We start from the raw sequence: 18,854 nt of genomic DNA on the forward strand, positions 1-18,854 counted from the left end.
CATACATTTTACTAATTTTTAAATCATTAGTTCTAATTTCCGCAATTAAAAAAAATGCTTATATTTAAAATTCTAACTATATAATAAATACCATGTCTATAAAAAGATTATTCGATATACCCCATTATGCGCTACAGCATTTTCCTAAAAGTGACATGTTTGTTACAAAATATCACGGAGAATGGAAAAAAACGTCGACCCAGGAGTTTATCAATCAGGGAAATAAAATTTCGAGAGGGCTTTTAAAGCTTGGCATTAAACCTGGTGATAAAATTGCGCTCATCACCACAAATTCCCGTACTGAATGGGCAGTAATGGATCTTGGACTTTCACAGATCGGTGTGGTTTCCGTTCCCGTTTACCCGAGTATTTCACCGGAAGACTATGAATTTATCTTTAATAATGCTGAAATAAAATACTGCTTTGTTTCCGATAAGGATCTTCTGGATAAAGTCATGAAGATTAAACATAATGTTACGAGCTTGCAGGGCGTTTTCACTTTCGACAACATCAGCGGAGCAGCCAACTGGAAGGAGATTCTTGACTTGGGTGAAGACGATTCTACCCAAATTGAAGTGGAAGATCTTTCAAAAGCCATTAATCCCGAAGATTTAGCAACCTTAATTTACACTTCCGGAACAACTGGAAAACCTAAAGGCGTAATGCTGACTCATGATAATATCGTTTCGAATGTTTTAGGTTCAATTCCTAGAATACCTAAGAAAAAAAGTTTAGATTATAAAGATACACGTGTTTTAAGCTTCTTACCGATCTGCCATATTTTTGAAAGGATGCTGTTTTATCTTTTCCAATACAATGGTTTCTCCATTTGGTTTGCAGAGAGCATCGAAAAAATGGGTGAAAATGTAAAAGAAGTAAAACCTCATTACATGAGTGTTGTTCCAAGACTGGTAGAAAAAGTTTACGATAAAATCTATGCAACCGGTTCTTCTGCGGGCGGAATTAAACAGAAAATTTTCTTCTGGGCATTAGATATAATACAAAAAAAGAAAGAGGTTTCAAAACCTTCGGGATTGTTTGAAATCATTGCCGATAAATTAGTCTTTAAAAAATGGAGAGAAGGTTTAGGCGGCGAGATCATCACTTTGGTTTCCGGTTCAGCAGCTTTATCGAAAAGATTAAATTTGATGTTTCAAAACGCTGGAATTCCTATTCTGGAAGGTTATGGTTTAACAGAAACTTCGCCTGTAATTTCGGTAAATTCTTTCGGAAAAATGAAAATTGGAACTGTAGGTCATCCTCTGGATAATTTAACGGTAAAAATTCAGGAAGACGGTGAAATTACGGTAAAAGGTCCTTCTGTTTTTAAAAGCTATTTTAAAAATGAAGAACAAACTAAAGAAACGTTCACAGAAGACGGATTTTTCAAAACAGGGGACATCGGTCACATCGACAGCGAAGGGTTTTTACAGATTACCGACCGTAAAAAGGAAATGTTTAAAACTTCCGGAGGAAAATATATTGCTCCGCAAACGATTGAAAATTTAGCCAAAGCTTCAAAATTTATTGAACAGATTATGGTGGTAGGAGACGGTGAGAAAATGCCGACTGCTTTGGTTCAGCCTGATTTTGAATTTGCTAAAAGCTGGGCAATGAGAAACAATCTCAGCATCGGAACAACACCCGCTGAAATTGCAAAAAGTCCTGAATTAAAAGCGAGAATTGAAAAAGAGATTGATGATATCAACGAACATTTAGGTAACTGGGAAAAAATCAAAAAAATTGAACTGACACCTGAAGTTTGGGCAATTGAATCCGGACTTTTGACACCAACTTTAAAGTTGAAAAGAAAAGCAATTAAAGAGAAATTTACTGATTTGTATAATAAGATGTATGAACATCATGAATAATATGAACCGCTTCTTTTGAGGCGGTTTTTTTTGATTTAAACACTAATAAAATTAGTGTTATTAGTGAAAACATTTGTGCAATTCGTGTTTTAAAAACAAAAAAACTGTCTCAAAAATTTGGGACAGCTATTATATTTTTAGAAATAAATAATTAAAACTTAATTACAGATTTCATTTTTTCGTTTTCTTCCATTACCAACTCGTCGTCAACAAGGATTTTCCCTGAATGCTCATCAATAATGATTTTCTTTCTCTGAGCGATTTCCATTTGCTTTTGTGGCGGAATTGTGAAGAACGATCCTTTCGGAGCACCTCTTTCAAGACCTACAACCGCTAAACCTGTAGAAGAACTTGTTCTGATTCTGTTGTAAGAAGCCAATAATCTTTCATCGATTTTAGAAGCGAATTCTTTAGATTTTTCGATAAGATATTCTTCTTCTTTCTGAGTTTCAGCGATCAGACCCTCTAATTCTTCTTTTTTGAATTTAAGGTGATTCTTAAGATCGTTGATTTTATTATTAAGTTCTGCTAAAGTTTCTTCTTTGTGAGCGATTTTAGCACCAAATTCTTTGATTCTTTTTTCAGAAAGCTGAATTTCAAGCTCCTGATATTCCATTTCTTTTCCTAAAGCTTCAAACTCTTTATTGTTTCTTACATTATCCTGCTGAGATTTGTATTTCTCGATAAGAGTTTTTGCGTGGTTGATCACTTCATTTTTGGTGTTGATCTGATCATTTTGCTCTTTAATATCTGCATGAAATTTTTCAGCTCTTGTTTCAAGACCTTCTATCTCGATTTCAAGATCTTCAACTTCGATTGGCAATTCTCCTCTTGTATTACGGATCTCGTCTAGTCTTGAATCTATGATCTGTAAATCATATAAAGCTCTTAATTTTTCTTCAACTGAAATATCGGTTATATTCGCCATATCTAAAGGAAATAATTTACGGGGTTTGTTTTTTCACTAGATTTTAAGATTGCAAATGTACTAATTTTTTGCGACAAAATTTCAAATAATTGTTGAGCAACCCATTGTTCTGATTCATAATGCCCTACATCACAAATCAGCATTTTAGATTCTGCCAGGAAATAATCATGATATTTAAGATCTCCGGTGATATATGCGTCACATTTTTTAGCCAGAGCAGATTTAATTCCGCTTGCTCCGGAACCACCCAAAACCCCTACTCTTTTGATTTTTTTATCTGTAAAATCTGAATGTTTAATCACCTCAACATTAAATTTATCTTTAATAAATTTCAGAAAATCTTTTTCATCCATTTCTACATCAAATTCGCCATACATTCCCAAACCTGAATATTGATTTTCATTGTCTAAAGAATAAATCTGATGTGCTACTTCCTCATAAGGATGCGCTTTTTTCATCGCAGCAATGATCTGATTCTGTTTATACGCTTCAAAAATTACAGAAATCATGCTTTCATCAGCATTTTCTCTTACATTTTGTTGACCTGAGAAAGGATTTGAGCCTTCAATCGGTCTGAAAGTTCCGTTTCCGTTAATCTTAAAGCTGCATTCGTCATAAAAACCGATATTTCCTGCTCCGGCTGAAAAAAGAGCTTCTTTTAACTGTTCAGAATGTTCATTCGGAACATATACCGTAAGTTGCTTTAAATTATTTTTTTTAGGCTGAAGTATTTTTAAGTTTTTAAGACCTAACTGATGACAGATTCCTGCATTTACTCCAAAATAATCATTATCGAAAGCGGTGTGAATGGCATAAATCGCAATTTTATTTTCAATAGCTTTTAAAACAGCTCTTTCAACATAGTTTTTTCCTGTGACTGATTTTAATCCTGAAAAAATAATCGGGTGAAAACAAACAACCAAGTTGCAGTTTCTGGTAACCGCCTCATCAATAACATTTTCCAAGGCATCATGACAAAACAAAACTCCACTCACATTACGATCGGGAACTCCGCATAAAAGTCCGACATTATCGAAATCTTCCGCCTGAGGAATGGCAATCTGACTTTCTAGGATAGAAATTACTTCTTTTATTGTCATTTTATTCTGTAAGTTTGTTACGAAATTAATTATAATTTTATTCAAAACAAAAACACTCATGGAAAGAGAACACAATCTTGTTCCGGAAGATAAGCTCTGGAAAAGGTTTTTGTACCGAATCATCTACCGCTCTGATACGAAACTCGGAAAACTTTTCGACGTCATCCTTCTATCACTCATATTGGTGAGCACTTTTATTATTATGATGGAAAGTGTGCCCAAACTCGATAAGAAGTTTCACACGTATTTTATCATTTCTGAATGGGTTATTTCGATATTTTTCACCGCAGAATACTGGTCGAGAATTGCAGTTGTAAAAAACAAAAAACATTACATCTTCAGTTTCTTCGGGATTATTGATTTTCTAGCATTAATTCCTTTTTATCTGAGCTTCTTTTTCCCGGTAACCAAATATTTTTTAATTTTCAGAATGTTGAGAATGCTGAGAGTTTTCAGGGTTTTCAATCTTTTGGATTTCATGAACGACGGAACTGTGATTGTGAGAGCTTTGAAAAACAGTTCAAGAAAAATTTATATCTTTCTATTATTTCTTATTATTTTCTCAGTTATTGTTGGTTCATTAATGTTTATGGTGGAAGGCGGAAGACCTGGTTTTGAAACGATTCCACAATCTATTTATTGGGCTGTAGTGACGGTAACAACAGTTGGATACGGAGATGTTTCACCCATAACTCCGATGGGGAAATTTTTTGCTGTTATTTTGATGCTTGCCGGTTATTCAATTATTGCTGTTCCTACCGGAATCGTAACTGCCGAAATGAGAAATAAAAGACAGAATCTGGAGCTTATCTGTGAACGTTGCGGAAATGAAGATATTGACGATGATGCGCGCTACTGCAAACAGTGTGGCAAGAAATTGGCTTAGTAGATTTTATACAAATTGATCTATTAATCTAAATCGACAAAATCATGGAACCACAAAAGAAAAATACGCCTAATAAAGCTATTATCATTCTATTCTCTTTAATTGTACTTACCGTAGTTGTTTATTTTATCCTGCAAATGGTTTTACCTGAGTTATTTCAAACGATGCCGACCGGAGAAGTACAACCTGTGAAGCCAAATGAATAATGGTACTTCTAATAAAAATTAGAGCTTTCTGTATTAACGGAAAGCTTTTTATTTTAAGCTAAATAAAAAAGAGACTGATCTATTGACCAGCCTCTTCGAAAAAGGATTTTAAAAATAAATTATTTTTTAATTGCTTTAATAGTTTGCTTAGAACCATCTTTCATCTGTAAGACAATCATATACATCCCTGATGGCAAACCTGCCAAATAAATCCTTGTTTCCGGTTTATTAAACGACTTAATAATTTTACCAGAAACATCCACTACAGAAATTGTCTGTACGCCCGATATATCCGTAATGTTTAAAACGTCAGCAAAAGGATTAGGATATGCCTGGATTTTATCTTTTATTTTATTTGTTTCGCTTGTTGACAGTGTTGTATTTTCAACCGTAAAATTATCAATGAAAAATTCTGTATCGTTCTGATCTACAACATCCCCATTGGTTGCATAGAAAGCAAATTTCGTGTTGGCGCCAGGATAATTGGCCAAACTAAACGAATATTGTGTTGAAGTATTTGACACTGCGCTTGACGCATCCCAAGTTTGTAGTACGTTCCACGTTGTACCACCGTCTTGAGAGATCACAAACTGAACAAGATCATCAGATCCCAAAGAACTTGGATCTGTGCTATTATACTGAGTTAAACCATAATCAAACTTCACCTGATACGCTCCTCCCGAAAGGTTAAAGGCAGGAGTTATCAGCCATGAATCAAATCTACCTACCCATGCATTTGAGTAAAGGTTAACTTTCATGGCACCTTCATATCCGTTATTTAAGAATCCATCTTCATACCAGTTCGAATCACTTCCTGACGGTGTTCCAGCAGGCGTTCCTGCATCTGCACGTTGCCAGCACTCAGTTACACCACCAGTAAAATCAAAAGTGTAGTTTGGTACTTCTATAGCACACAATGTTTTAAATGTCGTTGGAACAGACCAGCTGCTTTTTGTAGTAGCAGTACAGACAGATCTTACCCATACATAATAATTTGTTACAGGCGCTAAATTAGACAGTGGGGTTGTGAGAACCGCAGATCCTGTTACTGATCCTGTTGCCTGCGTCGTATTTGTAGGTGCTGTTTGAGAGGTCGAAACGTAATACTCGTAACCTACCCCTACAGCACTTGAAGAAGCTGTCCACGAAAGTGTGGCACCACTGGCCGTTATTGCTGAAACTGTAGGAGCCGTAGGAGCAATGCAACTAGGAGCCGCTCCCACAACAACGGTGTAATCATGCGCTTCTCCATATCCGTCTGTATTACAAGGTATTGGATCTGTACTATATCGGTCGCCTACACGCATTCTATATGTTCCAGGTGTTACTGTCGCCGGAATCGAAAGGTTACCATAAGTAATATTATCATTACCCTGTAAAATACTTGAAGCTGTTGCAACAAGTTCCGGAGCTGCATCCGTAAATGTTCCGTTATTATCAAAATCGATCCAGATTTTAACGATTTGATCTCCAAACCCATGGGTAACCTGAAAAGGATAATTGACTCCAGCATTCAAGTTAATAGACTGTGATGTAAAATCTCCATACGCTCCTGTAGAGCATACTGTATCCGTATGACTGAATGCAACACTTGGGATTTGGAAACTATCAATCTGATCTCCATAAGTGCAACCTGAAGCAAAACTAGGTGTGCAATAAGTTTGAGAATACAAAAATGATGAAAACAGAGCAGCAGCTCCGACAAGTAGATTTTTTTTCATTATCAATATAAATTATTTGTTATTACTAAATTAAATAAAATACTTTTAAAATAGTAAATATTTTAATAATTCATTAATAAAAAAAAGAGATCGATATAAATCGATCTCTAAAAGTAATAATATAATAATATACTATTTTTTAATTGCTTTTATAGCTTGTTTAGAACCATCTTTCATATTAAGGATAACTAAATACATTCCTGAATTTAATTCTCTTAAATGAAGTGTAGATTCTGGCTTATCAAACGTTTTAACCAATTTACCAGAGATATCTACCACAGAGATAGATTTCACATTTGAAATATCTGAAATACTCAAGACATCAGCAAATGGGTTTGGATACGCTTTGATGTTGTTTTTGTCAATTTTAATTTCACCTGTCGCTAAATTTGAGCCTTCTTTTAAACTGATATCATCAAGTAATACATTATCATAGAAATAGCCATTTCCTGCAACATCTTTATCAACAATAAACCTAACCTGTATAGTTTTACCAACGTACGAAGCTGGTAACGCAATTGTCTGTGTTCTCCATGTTGCAGCATTAGAAGTACTTGTAAATACAGCTTCCCAAGTAGATGTAGCAACATCCTTCACCTCCACTGTCAATTTATTGTTATCGTAAGCAGGCTGAGTAGTTGGATTAGCTGAAGAGCCATGGTTTTTAAACCATCTGAATTCCAATGTTGGACTAGAAAGTCCAGCCAGGTTTACTGATGGTGATACCAAAGTAACATCATGAACACCTGTGTAAGGATCAGACGCATCTACGTAAGCGAATTGACCAGCAGTATTATTTTGACCAGTAGCACTATAAGTAGTACCGTAATCCTGTGCAGAGCTACCAAATTGCCAAAGAGCATAACTTGTATTATTTGTACTATATGTTGACCAGCAATTAGCAAGGCTTCCTGAATTAAAATTTTCAGTAAATGGTGCGTTAAATGTTCCGCACAAAGTTTTGAATGTAGCAGAAGTTGACCATAAGCTCTTATCATTTGCCCCACAAACTGATCTCACCCATACATAGTAATTTGTTGCAGAAGCCAAACCTGCTAAAGGAGCTGAAGTAGAAGATGAAACTGCAGAATTACTAGAATTAAGTACAGTTGAGGCATTAGGTGCTACGTTTGAAGTGCTATAATAGACTTCGTAACCATTATTAGGAACAAGAGAAGGAGCAGTCCATGATACATTTGCACCTGAAGTTGTAATTGAAGCTACAGTTACATTGGTAGGCTCAAAACAAGTAGGAGTAACATCGATGTTAATATCATCCACATATATCTGATTCATATTTTTAATAGAATATGCTTGGAAACCAAAGTAATATACTCCTGTAGAAGCTGGTGTAAAATCTACAAAGCCAGTTGTGGCATTACCAAGCGTATAGAAACCATCTGTTGGATTAGCTGAATTAATTGTTGTTCCAGTAGGAAGTGCTGGAGCACCCGTAGTAGTTTCATAAGTTGCAAGTACGTTAGTCATTCCCGCTACAGTTGCAGCATTTCCGTAAGCTACCTTTAATTTTTCCAAATACTGACTTGTTCCTGCAGAATTAGCATATTTATATTTAATTCTATAACTAACTCCAGCTGTTAGATTAATACCCTGAGTAAAAAACCATGTGTTTGCAGCATTGCTGGTATTATATGAATAATTCAGAACTTTTCCAGTATTAAATCCTAAACCTGTAGGAGCAGTTGCTGTCTTCCAAGTATTTCCTGAGCCCGCATTTAAAGCAGAAGTACAAAGTGGTAAAGAAGGAGTAGTTACATTTTCAAAGTCTAAAGTATATGGTACATTTGTTGAAGAACAAATTGTAGCAAAAGTTCTTTCAGAGCATCCAGAAGAAGCTTGAGTTCCGATGTAACCTACAATTGTGTAATAATATTGAGTAGAATTGTTTAATGGTGTAGGAAGTGTATAAGTAAGTACATTTCCAACATCAAATGAATTCAAAACATCAGTTCCTCCTGATGTTGTTCCTATAGAAATTCTATACCCCGTAACATTATTCACTGCAGCCCAAGTAAATGTAGGAGTTAAAGATACACCTACCGCATTAGAAGCAGGCGCACTTACTGTAGGACATAAAGTAAGCGTTGTAAAACTTCTTTCTGAACAACCTGCTGAAGTCGCAGTAGCATTATAAGCATTAATAGTATAATAGTATTTAATACCATAATTTAAAGCTGTACTTAATGTATAAGTTAATACATTTCCTACATCTACATTATTCAAAATATCTGTACCACCTGTAGTAGTTCCGATAGAAATTCTATATCCTGTTGCATCTGTATTTGTAGACCAAGTGAATGTAGGTGTTACAGATACTCCGGTTGCTCCAGATGCTGGTGCAGTTACGGTCGGACATAATGTTTTCGTTGTAAAATTTCTTTCACTACAACCAGTGGAACTAGATGTAGCACTGTAAGAATTTACTGTGTAATAATATTTAATATTATAATTTAACGCCGGTGTTTGGTTATAAGTATAGTTTAATACATTCCCAGCATCATAGTTATTTAAAATATCAGTACCTCCAGCGGTAGTACCAATCGATAATTTATATCCTGTAGCTCCGGTAACGGAAGACCAAGTAAAAGCAGGAGTTAAAGACACACCAGTAGCTGAACTGCTTGGAGCAGTTACTGACGGACACGGAATTACTAAAGTTTTAAATGTACTTGGATTACAAGCAGTTGCCGAACCAATAATATTTTTAGGATATACCGTTACATAATATGATGTGTTATAAGCCAAAGCATTTGCAGCAGGAACTGTATAAGTAAGTACATTACCAACATCCGTAAGCGGCATTATATTTGCGCTACCGGGAGTTGTTCCAATAGCAATTTCATAACTGGTAGCTAATGGGCTTTGCGACCAAGATATTGTAGGCGTTATAGAAATATCAGTTGCAGCATTAGCAGGAGCAGTAACAACAGAACAAGACGGAGGAGTTGTAGCAACTAATCCTCCAAGAACTACTTTGGCTGTCGTTGAAGCTCTTGTACCAGAAGCTGGAGAAATAGGATCAGGATTAGCTGTATCACTTCTGAGATACAAATTCATATTTGTCTGTCCGGTATTTCCGAGCCAATTATAATTAGCATACCCTGGAGAATATTCGTGAATCGCAACCACTAAATTATCAGTATTATTATATACAAAAGGTGTCGTTAGTGGTATTGTTAGCTGTTGTCCGCTAGTTGTTGGCATTGTTAATGTTCCATCATAAACCAAAGTAAGGTTAGAAAGTGGCTCCCAGTCTGTAGCTGAACCAAAAGCCGCTTTTGTTGTATGCCCTATATATACTTTAAAGTTACTATTGGCAGCCTGTGGTGTATTGGGAGTTGCGCCGGTGGAGGTCGTAGGGATAGTACCTGCACTCGTAAATGTTAATGATGATATCGTACCACCAATTGTAATAGATGTTTGTGGATAAATCATTTGATGATAAGAATAGCCAAAATTTGCACTCCATGGTACAACATTTGTGGTGGTATTCCCGCTTCCCACTGTAATCTGTGCATTTGCTCCCAATCCGAGAGCTACCATACACGTTAGTAAAAATCTTTTCATACTCAGTTAAGTTAAATTAGAGGGCTAAATTAATAAATATTAACATTCAAATTCAAAAAAAATGTTAATATTTTAAAAATATATTAATATCTATCAAAAATGATTACAAAATCATTAAACAAACATTTAATTATTTTTTTAAAATGACAATTGTAATTTATTGGAAATAATGCAATATCAAGACTTTAAGTCCCAAAACCTACCTCTACAACAAATAAGAATTTTCATTTTTTTCAGTAAATAAATCAGGCTCTATAAAAACAATCGCAACCCAAAAAATAAGGTTGCGATTGTTTTTAAATTATAAATATCGAATATTAATTCAAATAAAACTCATATTTATTCAACAGTTGAATCTGTTTTATCAAATCACCGTTCAGATTAACCGAATGTTTCATCGATTGAACTTCCAGATGTTCCGTATTTAAATCTTCATCAACATTTTTTATATAAAACTTCAGCTTTTGGTCACCTTGATTCCTCTCCAAAACAGATCTGAAGAAACTCAGATCTTCCGGTCGGAAATCCATCACATCCATCACCAGAGAAATACTTTTTGCAAATCGTTCGAAAGCTTCCTGTAATTCAATGACATCAATAACATTCACAAAAACCCTTCCGTCTTTTACCTGAGCAAATTTTATTTTTAAAATAACAAAACGCTGAACTTCCAGCTTTTCTTTCAGTTTCATATAATCCCTGTCTCCTAATCTGAAAGAATATGATCCCGAGTAATCCTCCAATGTCAGAAAAGCCACCTTTTCACCACTACGAAAACCATCTTTTACGACATATTCTGTGATTAAGCCCGCAACAGTATACTCTTTTCCGCCCCCGCCGTTTTCTCTTTCCTTTTGTAAAGTCTTCCAGTCTTTTTTCTTTTCTTCAAAAAGTTCTTCCTGCTTATTGGCAAAAGCCAGTTCTTTATAAGCATCCACCTCATCAAGATTTAGAAACCCGAAAACACCTTTTGGTTCTGCTTTTTTTATAACTTCTTCGATAATTTCCTCTTCTTCTCCCGCTACAATATCATCAGCAACAATTTCTATTAAATCTGCCACTTCATCCACAGAGTCTTTTTCCAGAATAGGAGTTTCATCGATAACAATTTTTGCTTCTTCATCTTTTTCTAAAACAGATTTTTTAGAAAGACTTCCCTGCATAAATTGAAACTGATATTTGAATTCGTCCAAAGGATGTGCAGAAAGGTAAAATCCGATGGTTTCTTTTTCTTTATTTAATTTATGCATATTTGGCCATTCCGGACATGGTGCCAATTTCGGCTGTTCAATCTGAACTTCCTCAGCAAAGTCTGCGAAAAGAGAATTCTCCATCTCATTTTTACTTTCCTGAAAGCTTTGTCCGTATCGGATTAATCTTTCGAGATTTGTTCTTCCCGCCATATCAATATCAAAATACTGACCTCTATGGAAAGAATCCAACTCATCGAAAGCTCCTGCAACAACCAAACTTTCCGCAACTCTTTTATTCATCTGTGAAGGCAGAATCCTTTCAAAGAAATCATAAATATTTTTAAATCTTCCGTTTTGTCTTTCACGGGTAATCGCCTCACTTGGTCCTTCACCAATACCTTTAATCGCACCCAAGCCGAAACGGATTTGGCCTTTTTCGTTTACCGAAAATTTATATTGAGATTCATTAACATCAGGTCCCAAGACATCAACACCCATACTTTTACAATCTTCCATAAACATCGTGATAGAATCGGTATTGTTAATGTTATTACTCATCACACTCGCCATGTATTCAGCAGGATAATTAGCCTTTAAATAGGCTGTCTGATAAGCAATTAAAGCATAGCAGGTTGAGTGAGATTTGTTGAAAGCGTACTCCGCAAAGGCTTTCCAGTCGTTCCAGATTTTTTCTAAAGGACCTTCATCAAGATTATTTTTTCTCCCGCCTTCGATAAATTTAGGGTACATTTTATTAAGAACTTCAATCTGCTTTTTACCCATCGCTTTTCTCAAAGTATCGGCTTCACCCTTGGTAAAGTTGGCCAATTTCTGAGACAGCAACATTACCTGCTCCTGATAAACCGTAATTCCGTAGGTTTCCTTTAAATATTCTTCAGTTTCCGGCAAATCGTAGACAATTTCCTCGATTCCGTGTTTTCTATTAATAAAGTTTGGAATATACTTAATCGGACCCGGTCGGTAAAGAGCATTCATCGCAATCAAATCTGCAAAAACTGTAGGCTTAAGTTCCCTCATGTACTTCTGCATTCCCGGACTTTCGTACTGAAAAATCCCAATCGTTCTTCCTTCTTTAAATAACTGATAGGTTTTGGTATCTTCAAGACCTATTTCATCAGGATTAATATCAATTCCATGTCTTTCTTTTACTAATTTTAAAGCATCTTTAATGATCGTTAAAGTCCTAAGACCAAGGAAATCCATCTTTAAAAGACCTGCACTTTCCGCTACGGAATTATCAAATTGAGACACCAAAATATCGGCATCTTTCGCAGCAATAGTTACCGGAACAAGATTACTTACATCTTCCGGCGTAATGATCACACCACAAGCATGAATTCCTGTATTTCGGATACAGCCTTCCATTTTTTTCGCACTCGCCAAAACATCGTGACGTGCATCATCTGGTGTGTTCAGAACATATTTCATCTCATCGACGAGTTGCTGTTCTTCAGGCTTTAATTTATCATATTTAGATAAAGCTTTTGCAATATTCATCCCCGGACTTGGAGGAATCAGTTTCGCAATATTATTGGTATCAGGAATCGGAACATCCAAAACTCTTCCCGCGTCTTTGATGGCAGATTTTCCACCCAAAACGGAATACGTAATGATCTGCGCCACCTGATTTTTACCGTATTTTTCAACTACCCATTTGATGATTTTATCTCGTCCTTCATCATCAAAATCGATATCAATATCGGGCATAGAAATCCTTTCAGGATTCAGGAAACGCTCAAAAAGGAGGTCATATTTAATAGGATCAACATTGGTAATTCCGGTACAATATGCAACTGCAGAACCTGCAGCAGAACCACGACCTGGGCCAACCCAAACTCCCATTTTTCTTGCCTCATTACAGAAATCCTGTACAATCAAAAAGTAACCGGGGTAACCTGTATTTGCAACTACTTCAAGTTCAAAATCCAGACGTTCTTTAATTTCATCAGTAATTATTTCATATCTTTTTTTAGCTCCTTCATAAGTTAAATGCGTCAAGTAAGCCATTTCCCCTCGTTTCCCACCATCAATTTCATCTTCTGCATGAATAAACCGTTCCGGAATATCGAATTTTGGAAGGAGAACGTCTCTTTTTAAAGTATAAGGCTTAAATTTTGCCGTAAATTCTTCATACGCATCAAAAGCATCAGGATAAGCCAAAAATGCTTCTTTTATTTCATCTGAATTTTTGATATAGTATTCTCCGGTAGCCAGACCTCTTCTTTTTCCGAAACCTTTTCCGACAGGAGTTGTCAGTTTTTCACCGTCTTTGATACAGCTTACAATATCCTGAATATTGGAATCGTCTTTGTTGGAATAAAAAGTTTCGTTCTGTGCTAAGATTTTAACATTATATTTATCGGCAAAATGTAAAAGGACATCGTTCAAATGCTCCTCTTCAGGTAGTTTGTGATTCTGGATCTGAACATAAAAATCATCCTCGAAAGTATCTTTCCACCATTTGAAAAGCTCTTCCCCTTTTTGTTCACCTGTATTCAAAATAGCATCAGGAATATCTCCAAGAATTCCTGAAGTTAAAGCGATAAGCCCTTCTTTATATTCAGCAATTACTTCACGACTGATCCTCGGAACTCCAAAATAAAATCCTTTAAGAAAACCAATACTTGAAAGTTTTGCCAAATTTTTATATCCATTAAAATCCTTTGCCAATAAAACAACCTGCGTTCTTCTATCGGGATCGTCTTTGGTAAACTGCTTCTGTTCGTAACGGTCTGAAATATAAAATTCACACCCAACTACAGGAATTAAAGGTTCTGAAACAGGTTCTTCTTCATTGAATTCTATTCCATTTTCTTCCGCTTCCTGTTTTTTGATTAAATATTCTTTATGTTTTTTGGCGCGGTCACTATTCGCTCCTTCAACTGCTGAAACAAATTTAAAGGCACCCATCATATTTCCCAAATCCACCATTCCGACGGCAGGGAAATTGTCATCTGAAGCTTTTTTAATCAGATCATTAATGCTTGAAGTAGCCATCAACGTAGAAAAAACACTGTGATTGTTGAAATTGAAATATTTACCTAAATCAATCTCATCGACACTCCCGAAATCCTGTTGTTTTTTCTTATTATTAAAGTCAGCAACCTGTCTTCTGATAATAATATTGAAAGGCTTGATCGGATCCGGATACAGCGTTTTGAAATACGCTAACTGGTCTTCCGAAGTTTTTAAAACTTCAGCAGGAATTATTCCGATACGCATCATCTCGAAGAAAACCTGAGCTGTTGCATTTACGTCAGCTGCTGCGTTGTGCGCTTCATCAAACTTATGACCGTATAATTTTTCGTAAAGCTCCTCCAATTTTGGAGGTTTGAACCTTCCTCCACGACCGCCTCCAAGCTGACAAAAATCGGTTCCCAAAATCATGGTATCGGCTTTTGGCTTTTCCTGAAGGTTATCCTTTATATTTTTTCTAAAAAATTCGGCTCCCACGATGTTGTAATCGAATTCAACATTGTGACCGGAAACAACTCTTACTCTTTCTAAAACTTTGGAAAATTCATTCAAAATTTCTTCAAGATCACGACCTTCCTCATTGGCAATTTTGGTAGTAATCCCATGAATTCTTGCAGCGTTGAAGGGAATATCGTACCCTTCAGGTTTTATAATATAATCCTGATTTTCAAGTAAAGTTCCGTCATCATCATGCAACTGCCACGCAATCTGTACCATTCTAGGCCAGTTGTCTGAATCTGAAAGCGGTGCGTTGAAATTCTTTGGTAAACCTGTGGTTTCTGTGTCAAAAACTAAATACATCTAAATTATTCGCCGTTTTTATTTGAAAAAATAGAATGTAAAGTTAGGGTAATTTTTTGTGTTTTGGAATTTGTTTTGGCTAAAATATTATCCGTTTCTCAACAGCATTTTGGTAATTATTAATCCAGCCTAAAACTTTAATATTTAAAACAAAATATTAAAAACCAATAAGATAAACACAATAACTAACAATTGTTCGGATTTCTATTTTTATGTATATTTGCTTTCTATGGAAAATACACTTCACGAAAAAGTTTCTCAGGATATATTATTAAAGGCTTATAACCACATGATGCTTGCCAAAGCGATGGCAGATATTTACGAAGAAAACAGAAATGTTTGTAAATATGTTCATAGTACATCAAGAGGTCATGAAGCGATTCAGTTGGCAACCGCTTATCAGCTAAAAAAAGAAGACTGGGTTTCTCCATATTACAGAGACGAAAGTATTTTGTTGGGAATTGGTTTCGAACCTTACCAATTGATGCTGCAGTTATTGGCAAAAGCTGATGATCCTTTTTCTGGAGGCAGATCTTACTACTCTCACCCTTCGAGCAGAGATGAAGACAAACCAAAAATTATTCACCAAAGTTCGGCAACAGGAATGCAGACAATTCCAACTGCGGGAGTTGCGCAAGGGATAAAATATATTCAGGATTTCAATTTACAGCAATTTGAAAACAATCCGGTTGTGGTTTGCAGCCTTGGAGACAATTCTGTGACGGAAGGTGAAGTGAGTGAAGCACTTCAGTTTTCAGCATTACACCAACTTCCGATTATTTTCTTAGTTCAGGATAACGAATGGGGAATTTCTGTAACGAAAGAAGAAGCGAGAACATGCGACGCTTATGATTTTGTTTCAGGATTCACTGGTTTAAGCAGAATGAGAGTCGACGGAACAGATTTCGTTGAAAGTTTTGAAGCGATGAAAAAAGCAGTGGATTTCGTACGTACTGAAAGAAAACCTATCGTTGTTTGTGCAAAAACTGTTTTGATTGGTCATCACACTTCAGGAGTAAGAAGAGAATTCTATAGAGATGAAGAAGATTTAACAAAACACAGAGCCAAAGATCCGGGAGAAATCCTTAGAAATCAATTGCTTGATGCGGGTGTTGATGAAGAACTATTAAAACAAATCACCAAAAAAGCTCGTCTTGAAGCTGAAGAAGCTTTCGAAAGGGCTCAAAAAGCTGAAGATCCAAAACCTGAGACGGTAATGAATCATGTTTTCGCACCAACTCCGATTACGGAAGAGGTGGGAACTCGTGAACCAGAAGGTGGAGAAAAAATTGTAATGGTAGACGCTGCGATTCATGCGATTCAGGAATTGATGTGGAAGCATCCGGAAGCTTTGTTGTACGGACAGGATGTTGGAGAAAGAATTGGTGGAGTTTTCCGTGAGACCGTGACTTTAGGAAAAAAATTCGGGAGTAAAAGAGTTTTCAATACAGCTATTCAGGAAGCTTATATTATTGGTTCTACAACGGGTATGAGTGCAGTTGGTTTAAAACCGATTGTTGAAGTACAGTTTGCAGATTATATTTATCCGGGAATCAATCAGTTGATTACTGAGATCTCAAAATCCAGCTATTTAAGTCAGGGTAAATTCCCTGTAAGCAATATCATCCGTGTTCCGATTGGAGCTTACGGAGGTGGCGGCCCTTATCACAGCGGAAGCGTTGAAAGTATTTTAGCGAATATTAAAGGAATTAAAATCGCTTATCCAAGTAATGCAGCTGACTTTAAAGGTTTATTAAAAGCAGCTTATTATGACCCGAATCCTGTTGTGATGTTGGAGCATAAAGGTTTGTATTGGAGCAAGGTTCCGGGAACTGAAGACGCTAAAACGATAGAACCGGCAGAAGATTATATTTTACCTTTCGGAAAAGGAAAAGTAATCATTGAAGCTGATAAAAATGAAACCGAAAAAGGAAGAACTTTATTGGTAGTAACTTATGGAATGGGCGTTTATTGGGCAAAAGAAGCTTCGAAAAACTTTAATGGAAGAGTTGAAGTGATTGACTTGAGAACTCTGATTCCTCTTGATGAAGAATTGGTTTTCGAAAGAGTAAAAGCTCACGGAAAATGTATCGTTCTTACGGAAGAACAATTAAACAATTCATTTGCAGAAGCATTTGCACACAGAATTTCAAAGAACTGTTTCAAACATCTTGATGCTCCGGTGGAAACGATGGGATCTTTGGATACTCCTGCAGTTCCGATCAACTTGGTTTTAGAAAAAGAAATGCTTCCAAATGCAGAAAAGTTAGCTACAAAAATCGAAGAAATGCTGAAATATTAATTCAGACAAAAATAATTTTAAACCTCTAAAATTTTTTAGAGGTTTTTTTGTACACTTTTTGCTAACTTGGATTGAATAAATTTTTTGCTCTAAATGATTACCACAAAATACGTCAATTATAAACAGGTTCTCAACTTATCGGGATTTCATCTTATTCTGATTTCCATTTGGTGTACTTTGATCGCAATTCTTTTTCATTATTTCCATTGGGACTGGATGATTATTCCTTGGGTTCCGGTGGCGCTGATTGGTACAGCTGAGGCCTTTTTGGTGGGTTTTAAAAATAATCAGGCATATGACAGATTATGGGAAGCAAGAAAAATCTGGGGCGGAATCGTTAATTCCAGCCGAATGTTGGGCTCGATGGTGTATTCTTTCGATACTGCGAATGAAGATATTGGGAAATTTGATCTTGAGGACCGAAGAAAAAAGATCGTTTTCCGTCATATTGCATGGTTATACCAGTTTCGTGACCAGCTTTTGATTCCGGCAGAATGGGAACACATTAAAGTAGAGGAAGAACATTTTAAGAATATTGACCACAAGCGTAACAGATTAATTAAAGCAGGATTTCCCGATTATGGAAGAACTCCGATTTTTCTTAATAAATATCTGAGTGAAGAAGAAGTAGAATTACAATCTCAATATAAAAATTTTGCCACGTATCTCATTGCGCAACAATCGAAAGATGTGAACGAGCTGAAAAACATGAATGCGATTTCAGAATTCAATCAGATACAGTTACAGGATTGTTTGAATGAATTTTATACTTTGCAGGGACAAGCCGAAAGAATTAAAAAATTCCCTTTACCGAGACAGTTTGCGAGTACCGCTTTTGTGTTTAATATAATTTTTATTATGTTGCTTCCATTAGGTTTGGTAAGTGAATTTGCCAAATTGGGAGATTGGGGAATCTGGGCATCCATTCCGTTTTGTATCACCATTGGCTGGATTTATATTATTATGGAATTGGTGGGAGATTATTCTGAAAATCCTTTTGAAGGTTTGATGTTTGATATTCCTATGCTTTCTATCTGTCGGGCTATTGAAATTGACCTTCTTCAAATGGCAGGAGAAACCGATTTACCGGATGCTATTACTTCTAAAAATGGGGTTTTGGTTTAGTTTTACTTAAAAGTTATTTTTTAATTTAAATTATTTACATAATTTTTATCATTTCGGATTTTTCTATATTTTATTTGAATAACTGCGACCCTAGCTCCGATTGTATACTTGTCTGAGCTCATTTTATTTATTTCGG

At 35.8% G+C, this 18,854-nt stretch carries 10 protein-coding genes; 5 read left to right on the forward strand and 5 right to left on the reverse strand.

Annotation, left to right across the window (positions count from 1 at the left end; all coding sequences use genetic code 11):
- The first annotated feature begins 92 nt into the window (after positions 1–92).
- Positions 93–1,871 (forward strand): AMP-dependent synthetase/ligase, encoded by a 1,779-nt coding sequence (locus BA768_RS14140; RefSeq protein WP_065721293.1) that lies wholly within the window; start codon positions 93–95, stop codon positions 1,869–1,871.
- A gap of 151 nt (positions 1,872–2,022) precedes the next feature.
- Here BA768_RS14140 and BA768_RS14145 read toward each other — a convergent pair whose 3' ends face one another.
- Complete coding sequence (locus BA768_RS14145) at positions 2,023–2,799, reverse strand: zinc ribbon domain-containing protein (protein WP_034678756.1); 777 nt, start codon at positions 2,797–2,799, stop codon at positions 2,023–2,025.
- 2 nt (positions 2,800–2,801) lie between these two features.
- Positions 2,802–3,899, reverse strand: a complete 1,098-nt coding sequence (locus tag BA768_RS14150) for a Nif3-like dinuclear metal center hexameric protein (RefSeq protein WP_065721299.1) — start codon at positions 3,897–3,899, stop codon at positions 2,802–2,804.
- Positions 3,900–3,957: 58 nt separating this feature from the next.
- On the opposite strand from BA768_RS14150, the gene BA768_RS14155 reads away from it, so the two are divergent.
- Together BA768_RS14155 and BA768_RS21320 are read left to right on the forward strand one after the other, a co-directional pair.
- Positions 3,958–4,785 (forward strand): ion transporter, encoded by an 828-nt coding sequence (locus BA768_RS14155; protein WP_065721294.1) that lies wholly within the window; start codon positions 3,958–3,960, stop codon positions 4,783–4,785.
- A gap of 44 nt (positions 4,786–4,829) precedes the next feature.
- On the forward strand, positions 4,830–4,991 hold the full coding sequence (locus BA768_RS21320) for a hypothetical protein (RefSeq protein ID WP_156124879.1): 162 nt from the start codon (positions 4,830–4,832) through the stop codon (positions 4,989–4,991).
- A gap of 119 nt (positions 4,992–5,110) precedes the next feature.
- On the opposite strand, the gene BA768_RS14160 is transcribed toward BA768_RS21320, so the two are convergent.
- The 3 genes from BA768_RS14160 to dnaE all read right to left on the reverse strand — a co-directional run bounded on the left by BA768_RS14160 (position 5,111) and on the right by dnaE (position 15,291).
- Complete coding sequence (locus tag BA768_RS14160) at positions 5,111–6,712, reverse strand: GEVED domain-containing protein (RefSeq protein WP_065721295.1); 1,602 nt, start codon at positions 6,710–6,712, stop codon at positions 5,111–5,113.
- A 132-nt stretch (positions 6,713–6,844) separates the two neighbouring features.
- The gene (locus BA768_RS14165) at positions 6,845–10,300 is read right to left on the reverse strand and encodes a fibronectin type III domain-containing protein (protein WP_083206690.1); all 3,456 of its coding nucleotides are present in this window, start codon (positions 10,298–10,300) and stop codon (positions 6,845–6,847) included.
- Between the two features lie 317 nt (positions 10,301–10,617).
- Positions 10,618–15,291, reverse strand: a complete 4,674-nt coding sequence (gene dnaE, locus BA768_RS14170; RefSeq protein WP_065721297.1) for a DNA polymerase III subunit alpha — start codon at positions 15,289–15,291, stop codon at positions 10,618–10,620.
- 229 nt (positions 15,292–15,520) lie between these two features.
- On the opposite strand from dnaE, the gene BA768_RS14175 reads away from it, so the two are divergent.
- Both BA768_RS14175 and BA768_RS14180 read left to right on the forward strand, forming a co-directional pair.
- Positions 15,521–17,593, forward strand: coding sequence for a thiamine pyrophosphate-dependent enzyme (locus BA768_RS14175; RefSeq protein ID WP_034678764.1), 2,073 nt, complete (start codon positions 15,521–15,523; stop codon positions 17,591–17,593).
- 93 nt (positions 17,594–17,686) lie between these two features.
- Positions 17,687–18,718 (forward strand): bestrophin family protein, encoded by a 1,032-nt coding sequence (locus BA768_RS14180; RefSeq protein WP_065721298.1) that lies wholly within the window; start codon positions 17,687–17,689, stop codon positions 18,716–18,718.
- Positions 18,719–18,854: the final 136 nt, after the last annotated feature.

It is taken from the genome of Chryseobacterium sp. CBo1 (assembly GCF_001693475.1).
GTDB classification, from domain to species: domain Bacteria; phylum Bacteroidota; class Bacteroidia; order Flavobacteriales; family Weeksellaceae; genus Chryseobacterium; species Chryseobacterium formosense.